21 protein-coding genes are annotated in these 24,345 nt (G+C 42.4%); 6 read left to right on the top strand and 15 right to left on the bottom strand.

Going from position 1 to position 24,345, the window contains the following annotated elements; genetic code table 11:
* The first annotated feature begins 166 nt into the window (after positions 1 to 166).
* Entirely contained in the window at positions 167 to 1,123 is a 957-nt protein-coding gene (locus LPKJCM_RS02440; protein WP_057962107.1) for a helveticin J family class III bacteriocin, read from the top strand.
* Positions 1,124 to 1,188: 65 nt separating this feature from the next.
* Here LPKJCM_RS02440 and LPKJCM_RS02435 read toward each other — a convergent pair whose 3' ends face one another.
* The 5 genes from LPKJCM_RS02435 to LPKJCM_RS02415 all read right to left on the bottom strand — a co-directional run bounded on the left by LPKJCM_RS02435 (position 1,189) and on the right by LPKJCM_RS02415 (position 7,866).
* Positions 1,189 to 2,085, bottom strand: a complete 897-nt coding sequence (locus LPKJCM_RS02435; protein WP_057962106.1) for a hypothetical protein — start codon at positions 2,083 to 2,085, stop codon at positions 1,189 to 1,191.
* Between the two features lie 172 nt (positions 2,086 to 2,257).
* The gene (gene dnaB / locus LPKJCM_RS02430; protein ID WP_057962105.1) at positions 2,258 to 3,640 is read right to left on the bottom strand and encodes a replicative DNA helicase; all 1,383 of its coding nucleotides are present in this window, start codon (positions 3,638 to 3,640) and stop codon (positions 2,258 to 2,260) included.
* A gap of 139 nt (positions 3,641 to 3,779) precedes the next feature.
* A complete protein-coding gene (gene rplI / locus LPKJCM_RS02425; RefSeq protein WP_057962104.1) occupies positions 3,780 to 4,232 on the bottom strand; it encodes a 50S ribosomal protein L9 in 453 nt (150 codons plus the stop codon).
* A 39-nt stretch (positions 4,233 to 4,271) separates the two neighbouring features.
* On the bottom strand, positions 4,272 to 6,284 hold the full coding sequence (locus LPKJCM_RS02420) for a DHH family phosphoesterase (RefSeq protein WP_174659001.1): 2,013 nt from the start codon (positions 6,282 to 6,284) through the stop codon (positions 4,272 to 4,274).
* A 190-nt stretch (positions 6,285 to 6,474) separates the two neighbouring features.
* Positions 6,475 to 7,866: an amino acid permease gene (locus LPKJCM_RS02415; protein ID WP_057962103.1), complete on the bottom strand. Its 1,392-nt coding sequence runs from the start codon at positions 7,864 to 7,866 to the stop codon at positions 6,475 to 6,477.
* A gap of 633 nt (positions 7,867 to 8,499) precedes the next feature.
* On the opposite strand from LPKJCM_RS02415, the gene nhaC reads away from it, so the two are divergent.
* Positions 8,500 to 9,915 (top strand): Na+/H+ antiporter NhaC, encoded by a 1,416-nt coding sequence (gene nhaC, locus LPKJCM_RS02410; RefSeq protein ID WP_174659000.1) that lies wholly within the window; start codon positions 8,500 to 8,502, stop codon positions 9,913 to 9,915.
* Between the two features lie 99 nt (positions 9,916 to 10,014).
* On the opposite strand, the gene rpsR is transcribed toward nhaC, so the two are convergent.
* The 3 genes from rpsR to rpsF are packed head-to-tail and all read right to left on the bottom strand — an operon-like array spanning position 10,015 to position 11,181.
* The gene (gene rpsR, locus LPKJCM_RS02405; RefSeq protein WP_057824588.1) at positions 10,015 to 10,254 is read right to left on the bottom strand and encodes a 30S ribosomal protein S18; all 240 of its coding nucleotides are present in this window, start codon (positions 10,252 to 10,254) and stop codon (positions 10,015 to 10,017) included.
* Positions 10,255 to 10,290: 36 nt separating this feature from the next.
* On the bottom strand, positions 10,291 to 10,851 hold the full coding sequence (ssb, locus tag LPKJCM_RS02400; protein WP_087069519.1) for a single-stranded DNA-binding protein: 561 nt from the start codon (positions 10,849 to 10,851) through the stop codon (positions 10,291 to 10,293).
* Positions 10,852 to 10,884: 33 nt separating this feature from the next.
* Positions 10,885 to 11,181: a 30S ribosomal protein S6 gene (gene rpsF, locus LPKJCM_RS02395; RefSeq protein ID WP_087069518.1), complete on the bottom strand. Its 297-nt coding sequence runs from the start codon at positions 11,179 to 11,181 to the stop codon at positions 10,885 to 10,887.
* Between the two features lie 403 nt (positions 11,182 to 11,584).
* Between rpsF and LPKJCM_RS02390 the strand changes: the two genes are divergently transcribed.
* Entirely contained in the window at positions 11,585 to 11,776 is a 192-nt protein-coding gene (locus LPKJCM_RS02390) for a hypothetical protein (protein ID WP_057962099.1), read from the top strand.
* 198 nt (positions 11,777 to 11,974) lie between these two features.
* Here the strand turns inward: LPKJCM_RS02390 and LPKJCM_RS02385 are convergent, their stop codons facing one another.
* From LPKJCM_RS02385 to dnaA, 7 genes are all read right to left on the bottom strand, one after another.
* Complete coding sequence (locus LPKJCM_RS02385) at positions 11,975 to 13,084, bottom strand: lactate oxidase (RefSeq protein ID WP_057962098.1); 1,110 nt, start codon at positions 13,082 to 13,084, stop codon at positions 11,975 to 11,977.
* 328 nt (positions 13,085 to 13,412) lie between these two features.
* Positions 13,413 to 15,992 (bottom strand): DNA gyrase subunit A, encoded by a 2,580-nt coding sequence (gyrA, locus tag LPKJCM_RS02380; RefSeq protein ID WP_057962097.1) that lies wholly within the window; start codon positions 15,990 to 15,992, stop codon positions 13,413 to 13,415.
* A 74-nt stretch (positions 15,993 to 16,066) separates the two neighbouring features.
* Positions 16,067 to 18,010, bottom strand: a complete 1,944-nt coding sequence (gene gyrB, locus LPKJCM_RS02375; RefSeq protein ID WP_057962096.1) for a DNA topoisomerase (ATP-hydrolyzing) subunit B — start codon at positions 18,008 to 18,010, stop codon at positions 16,067 to 16,069.
* A gap of 15 nt (positions 18,011 to 18,025) precedes the next feature.
* On the bottom strand, positions 18,026 to 19,144 hold the full coding sequence (gene recF / locus LPKJCM_RS02370) for a DNA replication/repair protein RecF (protein WP_057962095.1): 1,119 nt from the start codon (positions 19,142 to 19,144) through the stop codon (positions 18,026 to 18,028).
* Positions 19,141 to 19,383 (bottom strand): S4 domain-containing protein YaaA, encoded by a 243-nt coding sequence (gene yaaA, locus LPKJCM_RS02365; protein WP_013726861.1) that lies wholly within the window; start codon positions 19,381 to 19,383, stop codon positions 19,141 to 19,143. The genes recF and yaaA overlap by 4 nt, the downstream gene beginning before the upstream one ends.
* A gap of 288 nt (positions 19,384 to 19,671) precedes the next feature.
* Positions 19,672 to 20,811, bottom strand: coding sequence for a DNA polymerase III subunit beta (gene dnaN, locus LPKJCM_RS02360; protein WP_057962094.1), 1,140 nt, complete (start codon positions 20,809 to 20,811; stop codon positions 19,672 to 19,674).
* A 189-nt stretch (positions 20,812 to 21,000) separates the two neighbouring features.
* Complete coding sequence (gene dnaA, locus LPKJCM_RS02355) at positions 21,001 to 22,350, bottom strand: chromosomal replication initiator protein DnaA (RefSeq protein ID WP_057962093.1); 1,350 nt, start codon at positions 22,348 to 22,350, stop codon at positions 21,001 to 21,003.
* A 505-nt stretch (positions 22,351 to 22,855) separates the two neighbouring features.
* On the opposite strand from dnaA, the gene rpmH reads away from it, so the two are divergent.
* Genes rpmH through LPKJCM_RS02340 form a run of 3 tightly spaced genes read left to right on the top strand, consistent with a single transcriptional unit; the run spans position 22,856 to position 24,248 of the window.
* Entirely contained in the window at positions 22,856 to 22,990 is a 135-nt protein-coding gene (gene rpmH / locus LPKJCM_RS02350) for a 50S ribosomal protein L34 (RefSeq protein ID WP_087069517.1), read from the top strand.
* A 59-nt stretch (positions 22,991 to 23,049) separates the two neighbouring features.
* Positions 23,050 to 23,415 carry a ribonuclease P protein component gene (gene rnpA, locus LPKJCM_RS02345; protein WP_057962180.1) on the top strand — a complete coding sequence of 122 codons (366 nt, stop codon included), beginning with the start codon at positions 23,050 to 23,052 and terminating at the stop codon, positions 23,413 to 23,415.
* Positions 23,412 to 24,248 (top strand): YidC/Oxa1 family membrane protein insertase, encoded by an 837-nt coding sequence (locus LPKJCM_RS02340; protein ID WP_057961581.1) that lies wholly within the window; start codon positions 23,412 to 23,414, stop codon positions 24,246 to 24,248. The genes rnpA and LPKJCM_RS02340 overlap by 4 nt, the downstream gene beginning before the upstream one ends.
* Positions 24,249 to 24,345: the final 97 nt, after the last annotated feature.

The following is a 24,345-nucleotide window of genomic DNA, read 5'->3' as shown; positions in this document are numbered from 1 at the left end:
GTTAGTTTTTGAATAATTACGGTTAAAAAGAAACAAATGTGAAAATTTATGATTTAAAAACGAGATATACTCTTTTATGTAATCGGCGCTGGTTACAACAAGCTGATTCAATGTTCGGATTGAGTTGGCAAGCTACAAAAATAAATTAGGAAAGAAGATTTTAATTATGACAACAGCAACAATGAAGTATTATTTCACAAGAACTCCAGTCAATAGGGTGGTTCAAAAATTCTATATTGGTAGCACTTATGGGTATGCACTACAGTTAAACAATCCAAGTGGTTCAAATGATCCAACCCCTAATGTCGTTTTATCGCGTGGGTTATTACCAACTGATGGTACAAAGGAAATCCGCTTGACCGATTACATGTACCTAAACAACTTTGGTCACGGTCAAACATTGGAATTCTTTAATTGGAACGGGCAAGATTACTTTTGGATTGCTACCAATGCCGCTGATCAAGTAAATGCTAACGAATATTGGTCAACCCAAATTGGTCGGGTAACATTCCAAAGCAATACCACCATTGATTACAAGGATATCAAGCGTTTATCCTCAATTTCTAGTGCAAATAAGAACGGAACGCCTGCTTTCAAACTAGCACGGGCAGATGCAGCACTGTCTTCTACTCCAACAGCTAATCGAACTGATAATGGTAAACAGCGTATTTTGCTTATGTCGAGTGATTCAACTAATGCCGATGGAACTTATCAATTAACTGCATACAACTCAGATACTATTAATACAAAACTCGATCAGTCTAGCACAAATTATCTTGGGTGTGACAAGCTCACAAGTTCTGTCGTTAGCACGTATAAGATTAAGAATAAGCAAGATAAATTTGTTATTCCAAACGGTTCCTGGCAGGGACTAGAGTTTGCCGACAATAATATGGTTTATATCTCCGGTGGCCAAAAGGGAGATACACCAAAGGTTATTCGTGGAAATTGGCGGTTTACTCAAGCCAAAACCGTTAGTTTATCAGGTTTTAGCGATACAGCAAATGTTGAAACAGAAGGCATTCAGTTAAAAGGTAGCCAAGTTTTGATTGGCTTAGAATTCCATGGCGGGAGTGACACACCGCATACGGTCTATAGTTTTGATAAGTCAGCCTTTGACTAATATCTGACAAATACTAAAGGGGCTCGGAAAAATCCGAGCCCCTTTAGTATACATAAAACACATTTTTAATTTTCTTTTCCCCCCAAAACAACGTTATAAATTAAATAAAATGATGGTGATCCTCCAGGATGAATAAGCGTATCATTTTTGTGATTATCTAGATCCCCCACTTCATCGTAAATACAAATTCCTAGTTGATAGTTTCCCATTTTAGCTCGTTTTTCAGCAGTATAACCTGCTGCATCAAGCATTTTAGCAACTGCATTTACTCGGCCAGTAGCCGGTAGAAGATACGTTCTATATAGAAAAGACCCTGGATTTGAACCAAAGAGTTTATATCCTTTATAACTTTCTGATCGATCATGTAAGAAGGTCAAGCTTTCGGCCCCGAAATCCAATTTGTTAGTAAATCCAGTAAGTGCCATTACTCCCGTTCGAGAATTCCGACCATTCAATGTAGCGACTTGCTTTGACAAATCCAAACTAACTTGACTATTCGGGAATAGCTTCAAAATCTGTCTAGCAAGTTTTTGTGAGGGAGCCGTCTTTAAATAGTTGATGTATTCTGCATCACTAGTAAATGAATTAACGTTCTTAGCTAAAGCCCTGGTCACATATTTATGATAGACAAGCCCCCGAACTGATTGATCGGCGTTACTAATCTTATAATAGATGCCCTTTCCGCGCTTAGTTATAACGGAAACAGCACTATATAAATTCCATTCGGTGTACTTATAGTTGTTTAGTTTATGAATTCGCTTGGTATGCTTAAAGTTCCACATGTAACCAGTTTGCTGACCCTTCTGAATTGCTGGAGCCGTATACATATGCGTTGTATCCAATCGATCATCATGATTATCCCAATAAACTTTAATTTTACTTTTCGCTTGACTGGTATTTGAAATGCCAAGGGTGAGTAAAAAAGTTGCTACTAAAATACCAATCTTAAGTCGTTTTGTCATAAAACCTCCTCCAATTTGAACCAATTCATAACTGTCCCCACGTCTGATTATACTTGATCAACGAAATTCTCGCAAAATATCCGACATAGAAGAATCTTATGAACCAGGGTATTAAAATACGGCCAATGGAAAATTTCCCAAAGGCCGCTTAGAATGATGTTTTGGATAAAATCTATTGCTGTTGAGCATACGAAATTGACGAAAACTTATTGTACGATTTCACGAACAGTAATTTAACCGTTCCACGAGGGCCAGATCGGTTCTTTTCAATAATGACCTCAACTTCGCCAACATTGTTTTCGTCGTCCTCATTCTCAGAACCGGCGTCATCCCCGTCCTCATCTTCATCACGGTAATAATCATCACGGTAAAGAAAGGCAACGATATCGGCATCCTGCTCAATTGAACCCGATTCACGGATATCCGATAAGACCGGTCGTTTGTCCTGGCGCTGCTCAACCCCACGAGAAAGCTGAGATAGCGCAATCACTGGAACATGGAGTTCCTTAGCCAATTTTTTCAGCTGCCGGGAAATGCCAGAAACTTCCTGCTGGCGGTTTTCAGTGTTGCTGCCCTCAATCAGCTGTAGGTAATCGACCACCACTAACCCCAGGTTACCGGTTTCCTTAGCCAGTCGCCGACATTTTGCACGAATTTCAGACATCTTAATCCCCGCCGTATCGTCCATGTAAATATTAGCCCGAGACAAACTACCCATTGCGACAACCAAGTTTTGCCACTCGTCTTCGGTGAGTTGCCCAGTTCGCAAATGGTTGGCGTCGATACTCCCTTCCGCACACAGCATCCGGTTGACCAACGATTCGGCACTCATTTCCAAACTAAAGATGGCAACGGTCTTATCCGTTTTGGTACCGACGTTTTGGGCCAAGTTCAAGGCAAATGCCGTTTTACCAACGGCCGGTCGGGCGGCTAAAATGATTAGCTCATCGCTGTGTAAGCCAGTGGTAATCTTGTCGAGTTCGGGGTAACCAGTTGAAAGGCCGGTGACCGCATCGCCTTCTTGTGACAAGCGGTCAATTTCATTAAAGGCGTTATTTAAGACTTCTTTGATCGGTTTAAAGCCAGACTGCGTCCGATTCTCAGCCACATTCATAATGTCTCGCTCAGCGTCATCCAAGACCGTCGTGACATCGTCATCGGTGTTATAGCTATTGGTAACAATGTTGGTGGCAGTTTGAATTAAGCGGCGCAAAATGGCCTTATCCTTGACGATCTTGGCATAGTAAGCCACGTTGGCAGCTGTTGGAACCGAACCAGCCAGATCGGCAATATATTCCATACCGCCAACGTCGTCCAAGTTATTTTGTTCAGTTAAAATGTTAGTGATTGTCACCACATCAATCGCTTCATCGCGGTCGTTTAAAGTGACCATATCCTGATAGATGATTTGATGAGCATGCTTATAAAAGTCATCGGGCTCTAGGAACTCCATGGACTCAACTAAAGCATCGGTACTCAGAAAAATCGATCCGAGAACGGCCTTTTCCGCGTCGATATTTTGTGGTGGTAATTCGTTGACAAACTCATTGCTCATGTTTATTCCTCAAATTCGTTCACGTTAAATACAATAGTTAAATTGTAGCACACAACACCGAAAATCTCGCATGCTTGGACAAGAAAAGGACCGGCAGCAAAATCATCGTTTTGCGTCCAGTCCTTGTAAATATAATTGACTACTTCTCTGAAACATGCACCCGAATCTTAGCAGTCACATCAACATGCAGTTTAACCGGCACATTGGTGTACCCAGCAACTTTAATCGGTTCCGGTAATTCAATCTTGCGTTTATCAAGCTTCACACCATACTGTTTTTCCAGGGCGGTGGCAATTTGCTTGCTTGGAATTGACCCAAAGAGTCGGCCATCTGTTCCAGCCTTGGCCTTTAATTCAACAACGGTCTTGTCGTCTTCAAGCTTTGCCTTTAACTGCTTGGATTCTTCCAGCTCTTCTTCTTCACGTTTCTCTTCGGCCTTCTGTTGGCCCTTTAACTGGCTCATTGCCGCTCTGGTGGCTGCCTTTGCCTTTCCATTCTTAATCAGAAAGTTTTGAGCATAGCCGTCAGGAACTTCTTTAACTTCCCCGCGCTTACCTTTACCACGGACGTCTTGCAGAAAAATAACTTTCATAACAGATCACTCCTACTATCCTCAAAAATTTAAATACCTTTATTCATTATCATCGATATTCTTGATCGTTTCAAGCAGCATTTTTTTCACATCGGCAACCGACTTGTCGGAAACCTGGGTGGCACCACTGGATAAGTGACCGCCACCGCCCATTTGTTCCATAATAACTTGCACGTTGACAGCACCGGTACTTCGGGCTGAAACCCCAATTTGGCCATCGGAACGCTTGGTAATGATAAATGATGCGTCAACCCCGGACATCGTCAGTAGAGAATCACAGGCTTGGGCTGCTGTCACCGGATCATAAACCTGGTCTTCTTCGCCGACAATCAAGGCCATATTCTTATGGAAGAATTCGACCTTGGAAATCAAGTGATTGCGTTGGAGATAACTATCAATGTTTTCCTTCATGAATTGCTGCATTTCGACAGAATCGGCTCCCGCAGAACGCAGGTAACTGGCGGCGTCAAAAGTTCTGGTACCGGTCCGCATCGAGAAGCGCTGGGTATCAATAAAGATTCCCGTCAGCATAGCAGTTGCCTCGATTCGGTTAATCGGTTCTTCTTCGTGGGGCTGATATTCAAACATTTCTGTAATCAGCTCACAAGTTGATGACGCATAAGGTTCGATGTAGACCAGCATTGGGTTTTCAGGGAACTCTTCACCTCGTCGGTGGTGGTCGATGATAACCACTTTGGCTGACATTCGCTTGTATAAGTCTTCTGAAATACTAATTGAAGGCTTGGAATGATCAACCATAATCAGCATGCTGCTATCAGTTGCTTTGGCAATCGCTTCAGCCGGCGTGATGATCGAATCAGCAATTTCCGGGTACTTCTTAGTTGCTTCCAGTAACCGTTGGATATCTGAATGAACCTTTTCTTTATCAAGAACGATCCAACATTTCTTATTGTTCATTTGGGCAATTCGTCTGATACCCAGGCAGGCACCTAGTGAATCCATATCGGGTCTGGTGTGGCCCTGGACAAAGACCTGGTCGGAGGCGCTCATTAATTCGTTTAACGCCTGAGAAATCATCCGCGCCCGAACCCGGGTCCGCTTCTCCATTGGGTTGGTCTTACCGCCATAGAACCGAGCAGTCCCATCCAGTGATTTAACGACGACTTGGTCACCGCCACGGCCCAATGCCAAATCAAGGTTACTTTGGGCTTGATCGGCTAAATTATTCAAGTCATCCTCGCCATATGCGATTCCAATACTCAAGGTTAGTGGGAAGTTCTGCTTGGAAGTTGTCTCTCGGACGGTATCCAAAATATTGAACTTGTCATTTTCAATCGCCGTCAGTGACTTGGAATAGGCCAACAAGAAGAAGTGGTCGTCATCAATTTGCTTGAGATACATCCCATATTTCTGTGACCAGGTCGCCAGTTCGTTGGTGACGTAGTTACTCAGATTAGAGATTTCCTGGTCGGTCATTGATTGGGTAATTTCATCATAGTTATCCAAAAAGATTTGGCCAACCGAGATCTGTTCTTCGTTGTACCGTTCCTCAAGGTTGGCGTACCGGGTAATATCCATCAAATAAACCGAATTGTATTCCTTTTGGATCAGCATCGTAAATTTGTGGTCCCGCCAAGTAATCGTGTGGAACTCATCGGATTCAGCATACTTAGTGATTAACTGCTGGAGGTCATGGTCAATGTCATCAATCTTTCGCCCCAGTAGATTCTCGTTCTTAAAATACTTCACCATATACGGGTTCGCCCATTCAACCATTTCGTCATCATTTAAAATCATAATGCCAATCGGCATTTCGAGGAGTGATTCCTGTTCCCCACGATGGATTCTATATGACAGGTCAGTAATATAGCGATTGGTATCGGAGCTGATTTCATTCATCATAACAATCGTAAAAATCAGGCCAACAACACTGATCACAATCAGAATGAGGGAAGCCACGATGTTATATAAAAATGAAATAACGATGCCATAGATCACGATTAATGAAATGAACATCATGATTCTTCTGAGGCGTCGGTTATGAACAAATGGTGGCAGTTCACCACGGTTGTTTGTAAACCAATTTTTCATATTAATTCCTCTTCATCAATAGCTTAATGCTCTTATTTTACCATAAATCGGCTTTCTTTATTATTTCTAGCGGGTTGTTGGGTGCTCAAATCAACAATGACACAAAGAAAAATCCCCAGCATCACTGCCAGGAATTTTCCAAATTCGTCATATTATATTGGAAGAAGCATGCAACTTTGGTCCGCTTAAACTATTGATCGGTATTAGGAACCAATTTTCTTTGATGAAGATAGGTCGCGCCACCGAAAACCGCGGTCCAAATGATGGCCCCAACTGCGCCAATAATATCTTCTGGAACAAAGAAGAGGGTTGCGAAGATCACCACGAAGAAGGCAATCGTCAGTGGACTCATGATTTTGTAAGCCGGCATCAAGAACCCATTTGGCAGGAAGTCAGCTGATTGCCGGTACTTCCTGTGAGCTAACATAGCTAAGGTGTATACGATGATATACATATCACTGGAAATACCAGTTACAATCGTAAATACGGATGCCAGTCCGTTGGTGATACTAATCAGCGGTGTAATGAGTACAAGGGATGCCGAAAAGATAATTGCTGCGGCTGGAACGCCATTCCGGGAAATCTTAGCGAATGTCTTTCTCATCCAGCTGTCTTCAGGGACTTCAGTGGCGAGTTGATAGAAGTGTCGTCCCGCTGAGAAGATACAGCTGTTTAATGATGAGGCAGCAGACGTTAATACAACAAAGTTAATCACGGCAGCGGCAGCCGGTAAGCCGGCTAATTTTAATACTTGAACGAAAGGACTACTGTTAGGCGTGATTGACGACCAGGGAATGATCCCCATAATCACAGTCAACGCACCAATATAGAAAATCAAGATCCGAATCAGCGTTTCATTAACCGCTTTTTTAATCACCGTTTGCGGGTTTTTGGCTTCACCAATTGTGATGCTGACAAATTCAATTCCCATGAAAGCAAAGAAAACCATCGGGAATGCGGCAATAAAATTGATGCCGCCATGAGGAAATAATTGGAAATTAGAAAACAGATTGCCGATGGTTGCGTGCCCAAGCGGCGTGACTGAGTGACGGAACATCATGAAGATTCCTGTGAAAATGAGTGCTAGGATCGCAACAATTTTAATCATTGCAAACCAGAATTCCGCTTCGCCAAATAATCGAGCCGCGATCAAATTAACACTGGCTAAAATTCCTAAGAAGATGACCTCAATAAGCCAAGCTGGAATTGACGGGAACCAGAATTTAACGTAAGTAGCGGTGGCACTTAATTCGGCCATGCAGACAAACACCAGACCAATCCAGTATGTCCAGCCGGTAAAATGTCCGACTGTTGGACCGAGGTAACGGGAAATAAACGAGACAAAGGTATGCTGCGATGGATCTGAGTAAAACATCTCACCGATTCCACGCATCATAAAGAAGAAAAACAAACCAAGGACCAAATAAATCAGCATCACCGACGGACCAGTCTTACTGATGGTACTCCCAGATCCTAAAAACAACCCGGTTCCAATCGTGCCACCAATTGCAATCATCTGAACGTGGCGGTTACTTAATGCACGCATGGTTCCATCTTGATTCTCTTGAATTTTTGACTTCATAGGCATCCTCCTAAATAAGAGCAACATAAGAATTGGATTAAAATATTTTAATGAGAATGCATTTATATTATCACAAATGGATCTTTTGTGTGAGCTTTAATGACATTTTATTGTTTAACAAGGGAAAAATAAGATTTTTTTCGATAATCGTAGGTGGATGAGGAAGAATTATTTAGGTTATTTAAGAATCCGGAGTATTTCGACGAATAGCGGCTTCCTTATTACGAAGTTCCACGAACAGAAAACATTTCTTGCAATTCCTCTCATCAAGTTCTATACTCACTTTAATAATTAAAGTCGAATTACATGAAGTAGTGCCTTATCTGGGCGTCAGGAAGTTGGTGGTTGCTGCGAACCAATCAGGGTAAGGTTATGAAATACCGTAATATCACGACAATGGTCAATAACTAGAATCCATTATCTTCTAGTGAGTGGTGTATTTTTTAATACACAAGTTGGGTGGTACCACGGTCAAATCGTCCCTATTGCATTGATGTGCAGTAGGGACGATTTTTTATTTTTTAGGGGGATTGTAAAATGAAACGAACAACCAATGGCGGCTTACCACGATATTTCCGTCAACTGAATTTAAACTAGCAGACAAAAATTTGAAAAATAAAAGAGGTTGGCATTATGAGAAATAGTAAAGTTAGTTTGATAGAAGCAATCTTAGTATTAGTTGTTGCATTGGCCATTATGGGAACCGGGGTAATCGGCTTGGGGCTATCCCCACAGGTTCCGGTATTACTAGCAATCACCGTCACCATTTTTTGGGCCAAGATTACCGGTTTCAGTTGGGATGAAATTAATGCCGGCATCAAGGACGGCATTGATAAAGGGATCATCCCCATTGTCATCTTCATTCTAATCGGCGCCATGATCAGTACCTGGATTGCTGCGGGAACCATCCCCACTTTGATGGTCATTGGCTTTAAGGCCATCAGTGCACAGTGGTTCTTACCAACGGTTTTCCTCGTCTGTTCACTGGTTGGCGCCGCGGTTGGCAGCTGTTTTACGGTTGTCTCAACGGTCGGAATTGCTTTCTTCGGGATTGGCGTCACCATGAATTTCAACCCAGCCTTGGTGGCCGGGGCCATTATTTCAGGTGGCGTGTTTGGTGATAAATGTTCTCCACTTTCCGAAACTAATAACCTGGCAGCCGCGGTGGTTGACACTGACTTGTTTGACCACATGAAAACCATTCTCTGGTCAACGATTCCAGCCGCCACGATTTCGACTATCGCTTTTGCCTTTCTCGGAATGGGCCACAACCATGCCGATATGAACAAAATCAATACAACCGTCGCCGCATTGAACAGCGATTTTCACATCTCACTGGTTGCCTTGATCCCGATTATCTTGGTGTTTGTCTGCGCTGGTTTCAAAATGGCGGCCATTCCAACCATGCTGCTTAATATCTTTGTGTCAGCCGGGATGATGTTTGTGAACAATCCTGGTTTGAACATCACTAAAGCCAGCACCATCATCACCAATGGGTTTGTGGCTAAAACTTCTAATGATGAAGTTAACCTGCTGCTTTCGCGGGGCGGGATCGTCAGCATGATGCCGACGGTTGCCTTAATCGTGTTGACCTTATCGCTTGGTGGTTTATTAGTTCATTTTGGCCTTATCAGCGCCATTATGTCCCCACTGGCTACCAGGTTAAATAGTCCGGCTAAATTAGTCACAGCGGCACTAGGAGCCTGTATTGGGGTGAATATCTTCGTTGGTGAACAATTTCTTTCGATCATACTGCCTGGGCGGGCGTTTAAAAAGACATTCAATCACGGGGGACTTGCCAGCAGAGCCCTCGGCCGGGTCCTTGAAGATGGCGGTACCGTTTTGAACTACTTGGTTCCATGGGGCGTTGGCGGGGTCTTCATCGCCAACACACTGAGCGTCCCAACGATTCAATACCTACCGTTTGTATTCTTCAGCCTACTTTGCCCAGTCTTCTCATTGCTGAGCGGATTCACCGGCATTGGTTTAAAGAAGGTGGAATCTGATCGCCAAGTAGATCACGCAAAACCCGTTACTAACGAAAATTAATTTAGTTTATACAAGCCTTCCCAGTAATCTCTTGGGAAGGCTTTTCTCACGACAAAATAAAAAAGCCATCCCCGAAAGGATGACTTCAATAAATCATTATTAGTCGGCCGCAACGAAAGGCATCAAGCCCATGATACGTGCACGTTTAATAGCAATTGTTAAGCTACGTTGGTTCTTTGCGCTAGTTCCAGTAACTCGACGTGGAAGAATCTTTCCACGTTCTGAAACAAATCGCTTCAATAAATCGATATCTTTGTAGTCGATGTATTCAATGTGATTTGCAGCAATAAAATCAACTTTACGACGACGGCGACCGCCGCCACGTCTTTGATATGCCATAGTTTTTCCTCCTCGAAAATTTACTTTACCACTTCATTAGAATGGTAAATCATCATCAGAAATGTCAATCGAATCCCCGGAGTTAGCGAACGGATCATTGGGATTATTGTTCCCACTGCTCCCGTTATTTCCACCATTATTAGCAGGATTATTCCCGCCGTTATTGTTGGAATTGCCATTATTGCCGGCATTTGAATTGTTATCAAATGGATTGGCATTACCGTTATTTTGTTGAGGAGCAGCACCATTTTGCTGACCATTTGAGTTGTTCCTTGCAGAACGCGGCTCAAGCAGGGCAAAATTCTCTACTACAACTTCAGTCACATAAACCCGTTGTCCCTGTGCGTTTTCATAATTTCTGGTCTGAATGCGACCATCAATTCCAACAAGAGACCCCTTATGAACGAAGTTGGCAAAGTTTTCAGCGGATTTACGCCAGATTACGCAGTTGATGAAATCAGCCTCACGTTCCCCCTGTTGATTGGTAAATTGCCGATCAACGGCAAGTGAGAACGAACCGACAGCGGTTCCGCTTTGAGTGTATCGTAAATCAACATCGCGGGTTAGGCGACCCGTAAGAACTGCACGATTAAGCATGCTGAATTGCTCCTCTCATATTAGAATCAATTATTAGTCGTCACGAACAACGATCATATGACGTAAGATATCGTCATTGATTTTTGAAAGACGATCAAATTCGTTAAGTGATGCGTCTGAATCAGTTGTTAAAGTGACAACGTGATAGGTTCCTTCGTTGAAACCACCGATTTCGTAAGCAAAACGACGCTTTGACCAGTCTTTTGAGCTCAGTACCTTAGCACCATTGTCAGTCAAGATCTTGTCGAATCGTTCGATCAATGCAGATTTTGCGGATTCTTCAATATCAGGACGGATGATGTAAGTAATTTCGTATTTCTTTTCTTCCATGATTTGCACCTCCTTGTGGACTTATGGCCCTCTTCCCGAGAGCAAGGAGAGTTTCTGTTTTTACCCAGATACTCACAATATAAAATAATACCACGTGTGGACCTAAATATCAATTGCCTAATTGTGATTCACGATACACTTATTATATACGATAGAAATCGGCAAGATTATTTTTTCTCGAGAAAATGATTCATAATCAAGAATTAAATAATTCCTTAATATTTTGGAAACCCTTGCCACATCAAGATTTCTTAGGCAAACCACCCAGGATCGTCGAGCAGATACTTGACTCTTCTAATTTTGGAAGTAAACTAGTATCAATTCCAAATTCATTTAGGAGTTTGGAAACGCTTTTCCGTACGTGTCCCATGACTTAACAAAAAATAAAGAAACGAGGAATTCAATGACACTTTTACTTTTAATCATCGTTGGGGTTTCAGCATTTTATTACTTCAGAAACTCTCAAGCAAACACCGGTTCAAATCGATATCAAAACGGCCAGGATCCTCATGCATACGCCTATGCACGTAACGAGCACCCAGAAATTCTGGATAAAGGGCAAACAACCGGCCGACCACGAAAAAACATTAACTAACCTAAAATCCGATTCAAAAACAGCGTTCCTCAAAACGAGGGACGCTGTTTTTCATATTTTGGGAGAAAGAACACGGGGAATGTTCTAATACTGTGCAGCACTCATTGGCATTCTCTGATATTATTTCCCATCATGAGAACAGAAGCGAATACTTAATCAAATCTGTTAGAGAATCCCGATGATCGGACGTTGCACACATTAATAATGAATACTTAAGAGATAGGTCTTCTTAACGTCAGCAATGGTCTTAGTTCCCGCCAATTGCATAGTTGTCTTCAATTCATCACCAAGGTGTTCAAAGACAGCTTGAACCCCTTCAGCGCCACCTAAAGCCAAACCATAAATAACCGGTCGGCCCATGGCAACCAAGTCAGCACCGGAAGCCAGTGCCTTGAAGGCATCAGATCCACGACGAACACCAGAATCAAAGATAATTGGAACCCGGCCGTTAACGGCTTTGGCAACGTCTTCCAACACATCAAATGATGCTGGGCCACCGTTTAATTGACGGCCACCGTGGTTGGAGACATAAACACCGGCAGCCCCGGCACCAATTGCATAAAGGGCGTCTTCTGGCGATTCGATTCCTTTAACAATCACTGGTAAATCAGTATAGTCAGCAATCTTCTTGACGTCGTCAGGCCCAATCTTTTGAGCGGCTGCGGCGTAGATTTCAGCGATTCCCTTACCTTTACCGTCACCCTCACTGAATTTAGTCAAATTTGCCATTGGAATTGGGAATTGGAAGTTATTCTTGATGTCGTCTTCACGATAACCATCGACGGTGGCATCAACGGTCAAGATAATCCCTTTAACGCCAGCCTTTTTTGCCTCGTCAAGCAGGGAATAGTTGAAGTCCCAATCTTTACTCATATAAAGTTGGAAGAATTGTGGGGCACCGTTACCAGCTGCAGCAGTATCTGAGATAGATACTGAGGAGTAAGTACTTTGGGCCATCAACCCACCGACAGCAGCAACACCTTTTGCAGTATCCTTTTCACCTTGTGAGTGCGCCAATCCTTGAGCAGCAGTTGGGGCCATCATAATTGGCGTTTTTAGCGGAATCCCAAAGACGTTGGTATCGAGTGATGGGTTTTCAATGTTGCTCAAAGCACGGGGAACAATTTGCTTGTGGGTAAAGGCTTTCCGGTTAGCTTTTAACGTCCAGTTATTCTCTGAACCACCAACAATGTAACCAAAACCACCGGTTGGAATGATTTGCTTAGCTCGTTCTTCCAACTCTTCCAAATTTAAAATATTGATTTTTTCTTCGTTATCGTTTTGTTTGTAGCCATTAACAACAGTCATGAATCAATTACCTCCAAGTAGTCGTATTTTAATTCTTACAAAAAGCATATCACTTACGAAAAGTAAGTCAAAGAATTAGCATGACTTTTTTGGACGATTTCCTATAAAAGTGTGATGGAGGTTTCATGTGAAACAAAGAGTGGGAAATAGAGCGGTTAGTTTCCAGAATAAAAGCCAGCAATCCGAATATCCTGAACTTGGATATTTGGATTGCTGGCTTTTATGGCCGGAAACTGCTTTAATTCCCACGTTTTTGTTATGAAATAGTCGCAATGCTGAAATATGGGTGAGACGATAATTATTTTTGTCCCAACCTCTGTTAGATCAATTATTGGTTGGATGAATCATCAGAATTTGAATTCTGATCAGGCTGGTTACCGGAATTATCATTTGAGTGATCCGCATCAGCTGATTGCTTTTTGGCATCATCCTCTGAATCATCCTGCTTCTCAACCTTGGCCATGGTAGCAACCTTAGCCCCATCGGTCATTCTGATCAGATGAACGCCAAGTGTTGCCCGTCCAGTCTGAGAAACATCCTCAACACTGAATCGAATCATGACTCCCTGATCCGTGATCAGCATGATATCTTCCTCGCCGTCAACGGTTGTTAAACCAGCAAGCGGCCCATTCTTTTCAGAGATGTTTGCGGTCTTAATCCCTTTACCGCCCCGACCCTTGATTGGGTACTCGGCAGCTGGAGTTCGTTTACCATAACCATTTTCTGAAATGATAAAGACCTCACTATCAGGCTTCAAAAGATCAGAACCAACGACATAATCATTCTCACGTAGTCGAATACCTCGAACACCAGTAGCTGATCGGCCCATAGAACGGACATCGGCAGCGTTAAAGCTGACCGCATAACCACGGTGAGTTCCGATAATAATATTTTGATCCTCATCAGCGATCAAGACGTTACTTACCTGATCGTCATCCTTGAGGTTAATGGCTTTCAGACCGTTGCTGCGAATATTGGCAAAATCAGACACCGGTGTGCGCTTAACAGTTCCCATCAAGGTAACAAAGAAAAGATCCTTCTCAATATCCTTGTGCTTATCAGAAACGTTAATCACGGCTTGAATTTTTTCGTTATTGCCAATGTTCAACAGGTTAATAACGGGGATTCCCTTGGCTGAACGCCCATATTCGGGAATCTCGTAACCCTTCATCCGATAAACTTTACCGGCATCGGTGAAGAACAACAGCACGTCGTGGGTTGACGTCGAAACTAAGTGTTCCACGAAATCATCGTTATGAACACCCATCCCTTGAACCCCACGACCACCACGGTTTTGAGCCTTAAACTCGGAAGTTGGTAATCGCTTGATATAGCCATTGTGGGTTAACGAGATAATGACGTCTTCTTCTTCGATCAAATCTTCATCTTCAAGACTCAAAACTTCGCCGACCAGCAGTTCAGTTCGTCGTGGATCGCCAAATTTGTTTTGAATTTCCAACAATTCTTGATAAATAATTTCATTGACGCGTTCACGACTGGCAAGAATCGCCTTGTATTCTTCGATGTCCTTCATCAATTGATTATATTCTTTATCAATCTTTTCGCGTTCCAAACCGGTCAAACGAACCAGACGCATGTCCAAGATCGCTTGCGCCTGCTTATCGTCAAGACCAAAGCCTTCAATCAGTTGGTTCTTGGCAACGTCACCCGTTTGTGAACCACGGATAATTTTGATGATTTCATCAATATGATCAAGGGCAATCCTTAAACCTTCAAGGATATGGGCCCTTGCCTGAGCCTTGTTTAGTTCATACTTGGTCCGTCGCTGGATCACTTCAACCTGGTGCTCCAGATAGTAGTTCAAAATTTCTTTTAAACTCAAAATCTTTGGCGTCCCCTTGACAATGGCCAGCATGTTGAAACTAAACGACGTCTGCATCAGGGTTAATTTGTACAAGTTATTCAAGATGACTTCGGCACTGGCATCCCGCCGAACATCAATCACCACCCGCATCCCTTCACGGTCGGACTCGTCGTTAATATCCGTAATGCCTTCAATCCGTTTATCACGGGCTAATTCAGCAATCCGTTCAATTAACTTGGCCTTGTTGACCATGTAGGGCAATTCGGTTGCAATGATTCGCTGCTTGCCACCGGCTTCTCCTTCAATTTCAACTTTGGCGCGGACGATAATCGTCCCCTTACCGGTTTCATAGGCCTTCCGAATACCGGATTTGCCCATGACAACCCCGCCAGTTGGAAAGTCAGGTCCAGGCAAAGCTTCCATCAAGTCCGCCGTGGTGGCATCTGGGTTCTTCATCAAAACGTGAATTGCACTGATGACTTCCGACAAATTGTGAGGGGGAATATTGGTTGCCATTCCAACCGCAATTCCTGAGGCCCCATTAACCAGCAGGTTCGGGAATCGTGACGGCAAAACGCTCGGTTCACGTTCGGTGCCATCGTAGTTGGGCTGGAAGTCGATGGTATCTTTATTGATATCCCGCAACATTTCCATGGCAATTTTGCTCAACCGAGCTTCGGTATAACGCATCGCCGCAGCACCATCACCATCGACTGAGCCAAAGTTTCCGTGACCGTCAACCAACATATAACGGTAACTAAAGTCCTGCGCCATTCGAACCATTGACTCATACACAGCCGTGTCACCATGTGGGTGATATTTACCTAAAACATCCCCAACAATTCTGGCTGATTTCTTATAAGGTTTGTCGGGCGTTACACCCAATTCATGCATATCGTATAAAATACGACGGTGAACCGGCTTTAAACCGTCACGAACATCAGGCAGCGCACGAGCAACAATAACACTCATGGCATAATCAAGAAATGACGTCCGCATTTTTTTAGACAAATCAACGTTGGTCACTCGACCAGCAATTGGTTCATCATGGTTATCTTTATTCGCCAAATTATTTACCTCCATTCACAGGCTTGGTTATATGTTTCATGTGAAACATTTTTTCGGCTATTAAACAGTTAGCAACTCGGTAGGTGATTTTAAACATCAAGATTCTCAACAAACGTGGCGTTATCCTCAATAAAATCACGACGCGGTTCCACCTTGTCACCCATTAACATTGAGAAGACTTTATCTGCTTCGGTCGCATCAGTGGATTCAACTCTTAACAAATGGCGGTTTTCAGGATTCATGGTGGTATCCCACAGTTGTTCAGCGTCCATTTCTCCTAAACCTTTGTACCGTTGAATAACTGGTTTTGGTGATGGCTGCAGCGTTCCTAAAAAGGCATTTAAATCATCATCGGAATCGATGTACCGAGACATTTTACCTTGACGGACTTGATACAACGGTGGCTGAGCAACGTAGACAAAGCCGGCATCGATCAATGGTCGCATATAGCGATAAATCAATGTAAGCAGCAGTGTTTGAATGTGCGCACCATCAACATCGGCATCCGTCATGATAATCAGCTTATGGTAATTAATCTTTGATAAATCAAAGTCTTCGCCAAAGCCGGTCCCCATAGCAGTGAATAATGACCGAATTTCTTCGTTGGCTAAGATGCGATCCATACTGGCCTTTTCAACGTTTAATATTTTCCCACGGATCGGCAGGATTGCTTGGGTCAAACGTGAACGGCCCTGCTTAGCTGATCCGCCGGCAGAGTCACCCTCGACAATAAATAATTCAGAAATTTTGGGATCTTTACTGGTGTTATCAGCTAACTTACCAGGCAGGTTGCTGATCTCCAAGCCACTCTTTTTCCGAGTGACTTCACGGGCACGCTTAGCTGCTGAACGGGCTTTTGAAGCTAACATACCACGATCAACAATTTTTCTTGCCATCTTCGGATTTTCCATCAAAAACTTGGTGAAATGATCACTAAAGATGCGATCAGTCACCGTTCGGGCATCAGAATTACCCAGCTTGGTTTTTGTCTGACCCTCGAACTGCGGATCCGGGTGCTTAATGCTGACAACGGCAGTAGTGCCTTCACGGACATCTTCACCAGACAGGTTCGCTTCGTTGTCTTTTAAGAGTTTGTTCTTGCGGGCATAGTCATTGATCACCCGGGTTAGGGCTCGCTTGAAGCCTTCCTCGTGAGTCCCACCTTCATAAGTATGAATGTTATTAGTGAAGGTCATTAATGTATTGTGATAATCGTTAGTATATTGAATGGCAACTTCAACGGTAATCCCGTTCATGACCCCTTCAACATAAATTGGTTCATCCAACAAGGTTTCCTTACTGTTATCAAGATATTCAACGTAATGTTTAATCCCGCCTTCGTACATAAAATCTTGTTCAGTCGGCTTTTCCGGACGCAGGTCACGAACAACAATCCGTAATCCCTTGTTCAAGAATGCCAACTCACGAAGTCGAGCCGTCAATACTTTAATATCATAAGTGGTTGTTTCCCGGAAAATATCAGGATCCGGCAGAAAATGAACCTTGGTTCCGTGAAGATCATCTGAAACTTCACGAACCACTTTCATCTTGGTCTTAACGTGACCGCGGCTAAAGTCCATATAGTAGACTTTGCCATCACGGGTAACTTCGACGTCCAGTTCAGATGACAGTGCGTTAACAACTGAGGCACCCACACCATGCAGACCGCCAGAAACTTTGTACCCGCCGCCGCCAAATTTACCACCGGCGTGTAGAATGGTGAAAACGGTTTCCAGAGCCGGCTTGCCAGTCTTTTGTTGAATATCCACTGGAATTCCACGACCATCATCAGTAACGGTAATGCTATTGTCTTTTTCAACAGTCACGGTAATTTTGGTCGCAAATCCAGCTAGCGCTTCATCAATCCCGTTATCAACAATTTCCCATACCAAATGATGAAGTCCTTGTGAACTGGTCGTTCCGATGTACATCCCGGGACGTTTTCGAACAGCTTCCAATCCTTCAAGAACTTGAATTTGGCTGGCATCATATTCATGTGCTAATTCTTTTTTAGTTTCTTTTTCGTCGGCCATTTTGAGTCTCCTTCACTATTTTGCCAAAGTCACATTACCTTCACTAATCCGAAAAATTCGGGGATTGGTTAGTAATTCCTGTTGAACGCCACTTAAACTGGTGGTGGTTAAAAATGTTTGAACTTTATCTTGAATTGCGGTTAGTAGGTGGGTTTGTCTGAAATCATCAAGTTCGGAAAGAACATCGTCCAACAACAAAATTGGATATTCATCAGTTTGTTCCTTCATTAAATCAATTTCAGCAAGCTTCACTGAAAGTGCGGTTGTCCGCTGCTGACCTTGGGAACCAAATGATTGAACTTCTTTGCCGTTAATCACAAAATGCAAATCATCCTGCTGCGGACCAATTAATGTGGTGGCGCGTAAAATCTCTTTGTCCCGTATTGCAGCAAAATGCTTCAACAAGCTTTGATAAATCGACTCGACTGATCCTAGTTGGTCAGCGCCCACTGTGGTGTGATAGTCAAACGCCAATTTTTCTTTACCTTGTGAAATTTCGGAATGAACATTTTGGGCAAACTTTTCCAGCTGTTTAAGTAGCTGGAGTCGTTGATAAATGATTTCGGCACCATAAGCAGATAACTGATCAGACAGCACGTCCAGGTACACCCGATCCTTTTGCCGTTTATAGTGCAAATCTTTCAAATACCGATTTCGCTGTTTCAGTATCTTTTTGTATTGAGTGGAATTGTATAAGTAACGATTACTCATCTGGGCAAATTCCATGTCCATGAAGCGCCGGCGGACTTGTGGGGCTCCCTTAACAATGGACAAGTCTTCAGGGGCAAACAAGATGACGTTTAACTGACCAATATACGTGGACAGTTTAGCTTGTTCCAAATGATTAACCTTTGCTCGTTTTCCTTTTGAACCCAAATCCAGTTCAATGGGAACCGTTCCAAGCCGCTTTTGCAGCCGGCCCTTTATCTGAGCAGTCTGGCTGTGCCAATTGATCAATTCTTTTTCGTTATTGGTCCGGTGGCTGCGGGTGAGTGCCAAAACATAAATGGCTTCCAATAAATTAGTCTTACCCTGAGCGTTTTCACCAAGAAAAACATTGATCCCATCCGAAAAGTTGAGCGTTTGATCAACATAATTACGAAAATTATGAAGTTCAATTTCAGTTAACTTCATTCATTTCCCTGCTTTGAGCGAATAAAAAATAAGCCAACGTCCGGCACTTCAACATGATCACCGTCATACAGCTTTCGACCACGGCGATTGTCAGGTTCGTCATTGACATTAACGGTTGTCTCTCTTAAAAACCATTTGGCTTGACCGCCACTGGCAATAATTGATTCTTCTTTGAGTAACTGTCCAAGAGTGATATAGGGACTATCAATGAAAACATCTTTTTTCACAATTTCACCCACCTTTTTACTTCCTCTATTATACCTCTTTGTTTACTAAAAGTACACGGCAATGACGATTCTCGGGCATTATGAGCCATTTTAAAGATTTTTGATATTTTTGCATTAAAACGGCAAAAACTGCTAAAAAGTCCGTATATGGACTTCTAATGAAATGACGATCATTTTTTACGATTGAAACATTAGGTAAATGACACGACTGAAAGTCGGAAAGGAATCCATCAAAAAGGCAAATTTTGGCTAAAAAAACAACTCCCAGTATGTGGAAGTTGTTAATGAATCATTATCTGTTTAAAAGGTTCTAATTGGTGTAATCAACTGAACGAAACTGTCACTATCCTCAGTTGGTGCGAGGGTGAATGGTCGCAATGCAGAAGTGAAGTCAATGTTAATCGTTGACTGACTGAATGACCGTAAGGCATCTTTCATATAATCAGGATTAAAGGAAATTTCGAGTTCGCCGCCCGCCAGTGACTTGGGCTCAAGGTCTTCTTCAACGTTTCCGACATCTGGTGAATTACCATAGATGGTCACTGCTTTTTTATCAGGATCAATTGTAATCTTAACCACGTTATTTCTTGATTCATGAGAAAGTAGTGAGGCCCGTTCAATTGCAGCCAGTAGTACAGGTGCTTCAAAAGAAATCCGGGTGTCATGTGAATCCGGAATTAACCGAGTGGTATCAGGATAGTTTCCTTCAAGCAGTCGGGAATAAAACAGCGTGTTACCAAGCACAAACAGCGCTTGATTTTCAGTCACAGATAAGGAAACTTCAGTTTGACCATCATCGATCATTTTGGATAATTCAGTTAAACTTTTACCAGGAATCACGAAATCGTATGAACCGTTAATCGGTGTTTCAAGGGTCACTTTCCGTTGGCTTAATCGATGGCTGTCAGTCGCAACTGCCATGACGTGGTTTTCAGAAATAACAAAGTGAACGCCCGTCAAAATGGGTCGACTTTCTTGATTAGAAACTGCGACAACCGTTTGACTAATAATCTGCTTAAAAAGATCAGCAGAAAGTGGAATGGCGTCATTAGTTTGAATTTCAGGCAGGTGTGGATAGTTATTGGCATCCAAGCCGTTAATGGTAAATGATGATTGACCTGAAGTAATCATGGTCTGGAAGTTTTCGCCGACTTCCAAAGTAATGGTATCTTTAGGCAGTTTCTTAACAATTTCAGTAAAGAATCTGGCAGGTAACACAATGGCTCCTTCAGATTCAATAACTAACATATTGTCTGGATCATCAGCTTTTAATGTCGTTTCAATCGAAATATCCGCGTCACTTCCTGTTAATACCAAACCGTCAGGACCGGCAACGATCTTAAGTCCTGTCAGGATAGGAATCGTGGTTTTGGTTGAAATGGCTCTTGAAACGGTGTTTAAACCTTTTGTGAATGCTGTTCGACCAATGGAAAATTTCATACTTTAATCAACCTCCCGGAAAGTGTAAATATATATTAATTAATAAAAGAAAAGAGAAGTAACAGTAGGGCGTGTGGATACTGTGGATAACTTTTGACAAGGCAGCTATCCCTAATGATTAACCTGTGGATAAGACTGTGCACAACTTATTGACTTCTCGATGATTTATCCACAGTCGATTATACCATTTTAGTTCAAGGCACTTTTGATATCCGCAATTTCTTTTCTCAAGTCGGCATCAAGTTTGATAATTTCAGCAATTTTATCGCATGCGTGAATAACGGTCGTGTGATCTTTACCGCCAAATTCCTTGCCGATTTTCGGCAGTGAGTTGCTGGTCATTTCCCTGGAGAGGTACATGGCGATTTGTCGGGGCATTACAATTGATTTCATTCGTTTTTTGCCTTTTAAATCATTGATGGAAATATGGAAATAGCTGGCCACTTTATTTTGGATATCAACGATTGAAAGCTGACGATTATCCTGGCTCAACTTAAGGCCACGAAGTGCTTCGTAAACTAAATCAGTCGTAATCGGTTCATTCTTTAATTTGGAATAGGCTTGAACCCGTGACAAAGCACCTTCCAATTCACGGACGTTGGAGTCAATTTGGCCTGCAATGTAGGACAGGGTGTCGTTTGGAATGACCAAGTTGTCCAATTTGGCTTTATTTTTGAGGATGGCAATTCTGGTTTCTAAATCCGGTGGTGTGATATCGACTGGCAAGCCCCAGGCAAAGCGTGATACCAGGCGTTCTTGCAGCTTGGGGATTTCTTGAGGAACTCGATCGGATGTTAAGACGATTTGTTTGTCGTTATTATAAAGATCATTGAAGGTATGGAAGAACTCTTCTTGGGTACCTTCTTTTTGGGCAAAGAATTGAATATCATCGACCATCAAAATGTCAACATCCCGATACTCACGACGAAATTCTTCGGTGCGATTCGTCTGAATGGCGTTGATGAAATCATTGGTAAAAGCTTCACTGGTAACGTACTTAACGTTGGTTTCCGGATGATCTTCAAGCCGTTTGTTGCCGATGGCCTGCATTAAATGGGTCTTACCCAAACCAACGCCACCATAAAAGAACAGCGGATTATAAAGCTTGCCGGGTTCTTCGGACACAATTAAAGCGGCGGCATGAGCCATTTGATTGCCCTTGCCGATAATAAAGTTATCAAACGTGTAATTGGGATTAAGGTGATTTTCCTTACTAAATGAAAACTCATCGTTATCTGATTCTTGCTGGACACTGTTATCCACGGGCTTTTCTTGGGCTTCTTGATTAACGTCTGAATCCAGAATAAACTTTGGCTCAATATTGCCTTTGGTAATGACAAACGCATATTCAATCAAATTTGCTGCCAATTGTTCTTTCCAATAATCCCGATGCAATTCAGAAGGTAAAGATAAAGTGAGTGTGGATCCATCAAAGCTGATCGGCTTGACCGGTTTGATCCAGGTGTCATATGTAAGGTCAGTGGTGTTACTACGAAATTGGTCGCTTAATTTTTGCCATAATGAATCCTTATCTAACACTACGAATTCCCCCTCTGTTTTTAGTCGTGTAACGAAATGCAAATTAATTTTAGCATTCTCTATAAAAGTTTTCCACAGGCAAAAACAGCCTGTGCATAATTGTTTCACAGGGGTGGATGAAATGTATAAGTGGTCTGTGGATAAGTGGATAAAACGAGGAGAAATTGGGCTGATGAACAAGTATCTGTGGATAACTAAAACTGATAACAACGGTTTTATTCACCAAAAAGAGAATATAATCCACAGCCTGTGGATAACTTTTGAAACAAGGTGTGAGCTTGTGGATAACCTTGTGTAAATCTCGAAAATCAGCTATGCTTAAATCTGCGGTTATCCACACTAATTGTTCATGAAACAAATTTTAAATAATTTTTGAAATCAACGATCATTCAAAAGACTATTCCATTAATGAACAAATTATGTTAATATATTTGGGAAATGCATTTGAACATAATTGTAATTAAATGCTTAAACGCGACTTTTATATTTAAAGGAGGAATTCATTATGAAGAGAACTTATCAACCAAAGAAACGTCATCGCGCTCGCGTTCATGGCTTTCGTAAACGTATGAGTACCAGCAATGGTCGTAAAGTGTTGGCTCGCCGACGTCAAAAAGGTAGAAAATCATTGTCTGTATAGACCACTGACCATTCAGTGGTCTTTTTCATTTATTTTTCAAAAGTCTGTGGAGATGGATCATGCGAAAATCGTATCGAGTAAAAAAAGAGGCTGAATTTCAAGAAGTATTTGAGACTCATAACTCTGTTGCAAATCGTCAATTTGTTGTCTATTCTTTGGATAAACCCAATCAATTACATTTTCGCGTCGGTATTTCTGTTGGTAAGAAGATCGGTAATGCGGTACATAGAAATTGGGTTAAGCGAAGAATTCGTCAATCCCTGTTGGAATTAAAGCCTGATCTTCGTCAGGACGTTGACTTCATTGTCATTGCCCGGCCAGCTGCTGACCAGATGGCGATGAGTGATGTCAAGGCAAGTCTAATTCATGTGCTCAAGTTAGCTAAACTAATCGATCCCAACTATGATAGTGAGGAAAAAAGTTGAAAAAGAGAATAAAGAAATTACTAGTATTACTCTCATTAGTAAGTTTGACGGTAGTACTTTCCGCATGTAGTAACGCACCAATAACTAATCACAGTACAGGAATTTGGGACGGCTGGGTTGTTTTGAACTTTTCTCGGGCCATTATCTGGCTGTCCAAATTCTTTAGCGACAATTATGGAATGGGTATTATTATCTTTACCATTCTTGTCCGGATTGTGATTTTGCCATTGATGATTTATCAAACCAGAAGTATGCGAAAGACTCAAGAAGTCCAACCGCAGCTGAAGGCCTTGCAGAAAAAGTATTCATCAAGGGATGCAGAGACCGTTCAGAAGCTTCAAGCAGAACAAAAGAAGCTGTACGCTGAAGCAGGCATTAATCCGCTTGCCGGCTGTCTGCCATTGATTGTTCAAATGCCAATTCTGTTTGCTTTGTACCAAGCAATTTGGCGGACCCATATTTTGAGAAGTGGGACGTTCTTCTGGCTGCAGCTTGGTCATCCGGATCCGTACTTTATCTTACCGATCCTGGCGGCCTTGTTCACCTTCATTTCTTCATGGTTGGCAATGAAAGGTCAACCTGAATCGAATTCAATGACGACAATGATGACGGTTGGAATGCCATTCTTCATTTTAATCATGGCCGTTAGCCTCCCATCTGCTTTGTCACTTTATTGGGTGATTACCAACGCGTTCCAAGTAGGTCAAACCTTGGTTATTCAAAATCCTTGGAAGATCCGTCGTGAACGTGAGAAGAAACAACGCGAAGAGCGCGAAAAGCAACGGGCAATCAAAAAAGCCATTAAACGTGCAAAGAAGAGTAAACGTAAATAACTAGCAAACAGCGTGATCATCTGATCACGCTGTTTTTTTGTTCAAGCACCCATATTCAGGTACACTAAGTTCAATAGTTAGTTAAAGGAAGTTGACA

Origin of the sequence: Lentilactobacillus parakefiri (genome assembly GCF_002157585.1) — a bacterium.
GTDB lineage: Bacteria > Bacillota > Bacilli > Lactobacillales > Lactobacillaceae > Lentilactobacillus > Lentilactobacillus parakefiri.
Note: the sequence above shows the minus strand (reverse complement) of the source record. Positions and strands in the feature narration are given on the sequence as shown.

What these genes read in the sequence shown, in the direction of transcription:
- LPKJCM_RS02435 (WP_057962106.1), bottom strand. Translation starts at nt 2,085, where the DNA reads ATGACAAAACGACTTAAGATTGGTATTTTAGTAGCAACTTTTTTACTC.
- rpsR (WP_057824588.1), bottom strand. Translation starts at nt 10,254, where the DNA reads ATGGCATATCAAAGACGTGGCGGCGGTCGCCGTCGTCGTAAAGTTGAT.
- gyrB (WP_057962096.1), bottom strand. Translation starts at nt 18,010, where the DNA reads ATGGCCGACGAAAAAGAAACTAAAAAAGAATTAGCACATGAATATGAT.
- nhaC (WP_174659000.1), top strand. Translation starts at nt 8,500, where the DNA reads ATGAGAAATAGTAAAGTTAGTTTGATAGAAGCAATCTTAGTATTAGTT.
- rpmH (WP_087069517.1), top strand. Translation starts at nt 22,856, where the DNA reads ATGAAGAGAACTTATCAACCAAAGAAACGTCATCGCGCTCGCGTTCAT.
- LPKJCM_RS02385 (WP_057962098.1), bottom strand. Translation starts at nt 13,084, where the DNA reads ATGACTGTTGTTAATGGCTACAAACAAAACGATAACGAAGAAAAAATC.
- LPKJCM_RS02415 (WP_057962103.1), bottom strand. Translation starts at nt 7,866, where the DNA reads ATGAAGTCAAAAATTCAAGAGAATCAAGATGGAACCATGCGTGCATTA.
- LPKJCM_RS02390 (WP_057962099.1), top strand. Translation starts at nt 11,585, where the DNA reads ATGACACTTTTACTTTTAATCATCGTTGGGGTTTCAGCATTTTATTAC.
- ssb (WP_087069519.1), bottom strand. Translation starts at nt 10,851, where the DNA reads ATGCTTAATCGTGCAGTTCTTACGGGTCGCCTAACCCGCGATGTTGAT.
- rpsF (WP_087069518.1), bottom strand. Translation starts at nt 11,181, where the DNA reads ATGGAAGAAAAGAAATACGAAATTACTTACATCATCCGTCCTGATATT.
- rplI (WP_057962104.1), bottom strand. Translation starts at nt 4,232, where the DNA reads ATGAAAGTTATTTTTCTGCAAGACGTCCGTGGTAAAGGTAAGCGCGGG.
- dnaN (WP_057962094.1), bottom strand. Translation starts at nt 20,811, where the DNA reads ATGAAATTTTCCATTGGTCGAACAGCATTCACAAAAGGTTTAAACACC.
- LPKJCM_RS02440 (WP_057962107.1), top strand. Translation starts at nt 167, where the DNA reads ATGACAACAGCAACAATGAAGTATTATTTCACAAGAACTCCAGTCAAT.
- gyrA (WP_057962097.1), bottom strand. Translation starts at nt 15,992, where the DNA reads ATGGAGGTAAATAATTTGGCGAATAAAGATAACCATGATGAACCAATT.
- rnpA (WP_057962180.1), top strand. Translation starts at nt 23,050, where the DNA reads ATGCGAAAATCGTATCGAGTAAAAAAAGAGGCTGAATTTCAAGAAGTA.
- recF (WP_057962095.1), bottom strand. Translation starts at nt 19,144, where the DNA reads ATGAAGTTAACTGAAATTGAACTTCATAATTTTCGTAATTATGTTGAT.
- LPKJCM_RS02420 (WP_174659001.1), bottom strand. Translation starts at nt 6,284, where the DNA reads ATGAAAAATTGGTTTACAAACAACCGTGGTGAACTGCCACCATTTGTT.
- dnaB (WP_057962105.1), bottom strand. Translation starts at nt 3,640, where the DNA reads ATGAGCAATGAGTTTGTCAACGAATTACCACCACAAAATATCGACGCG.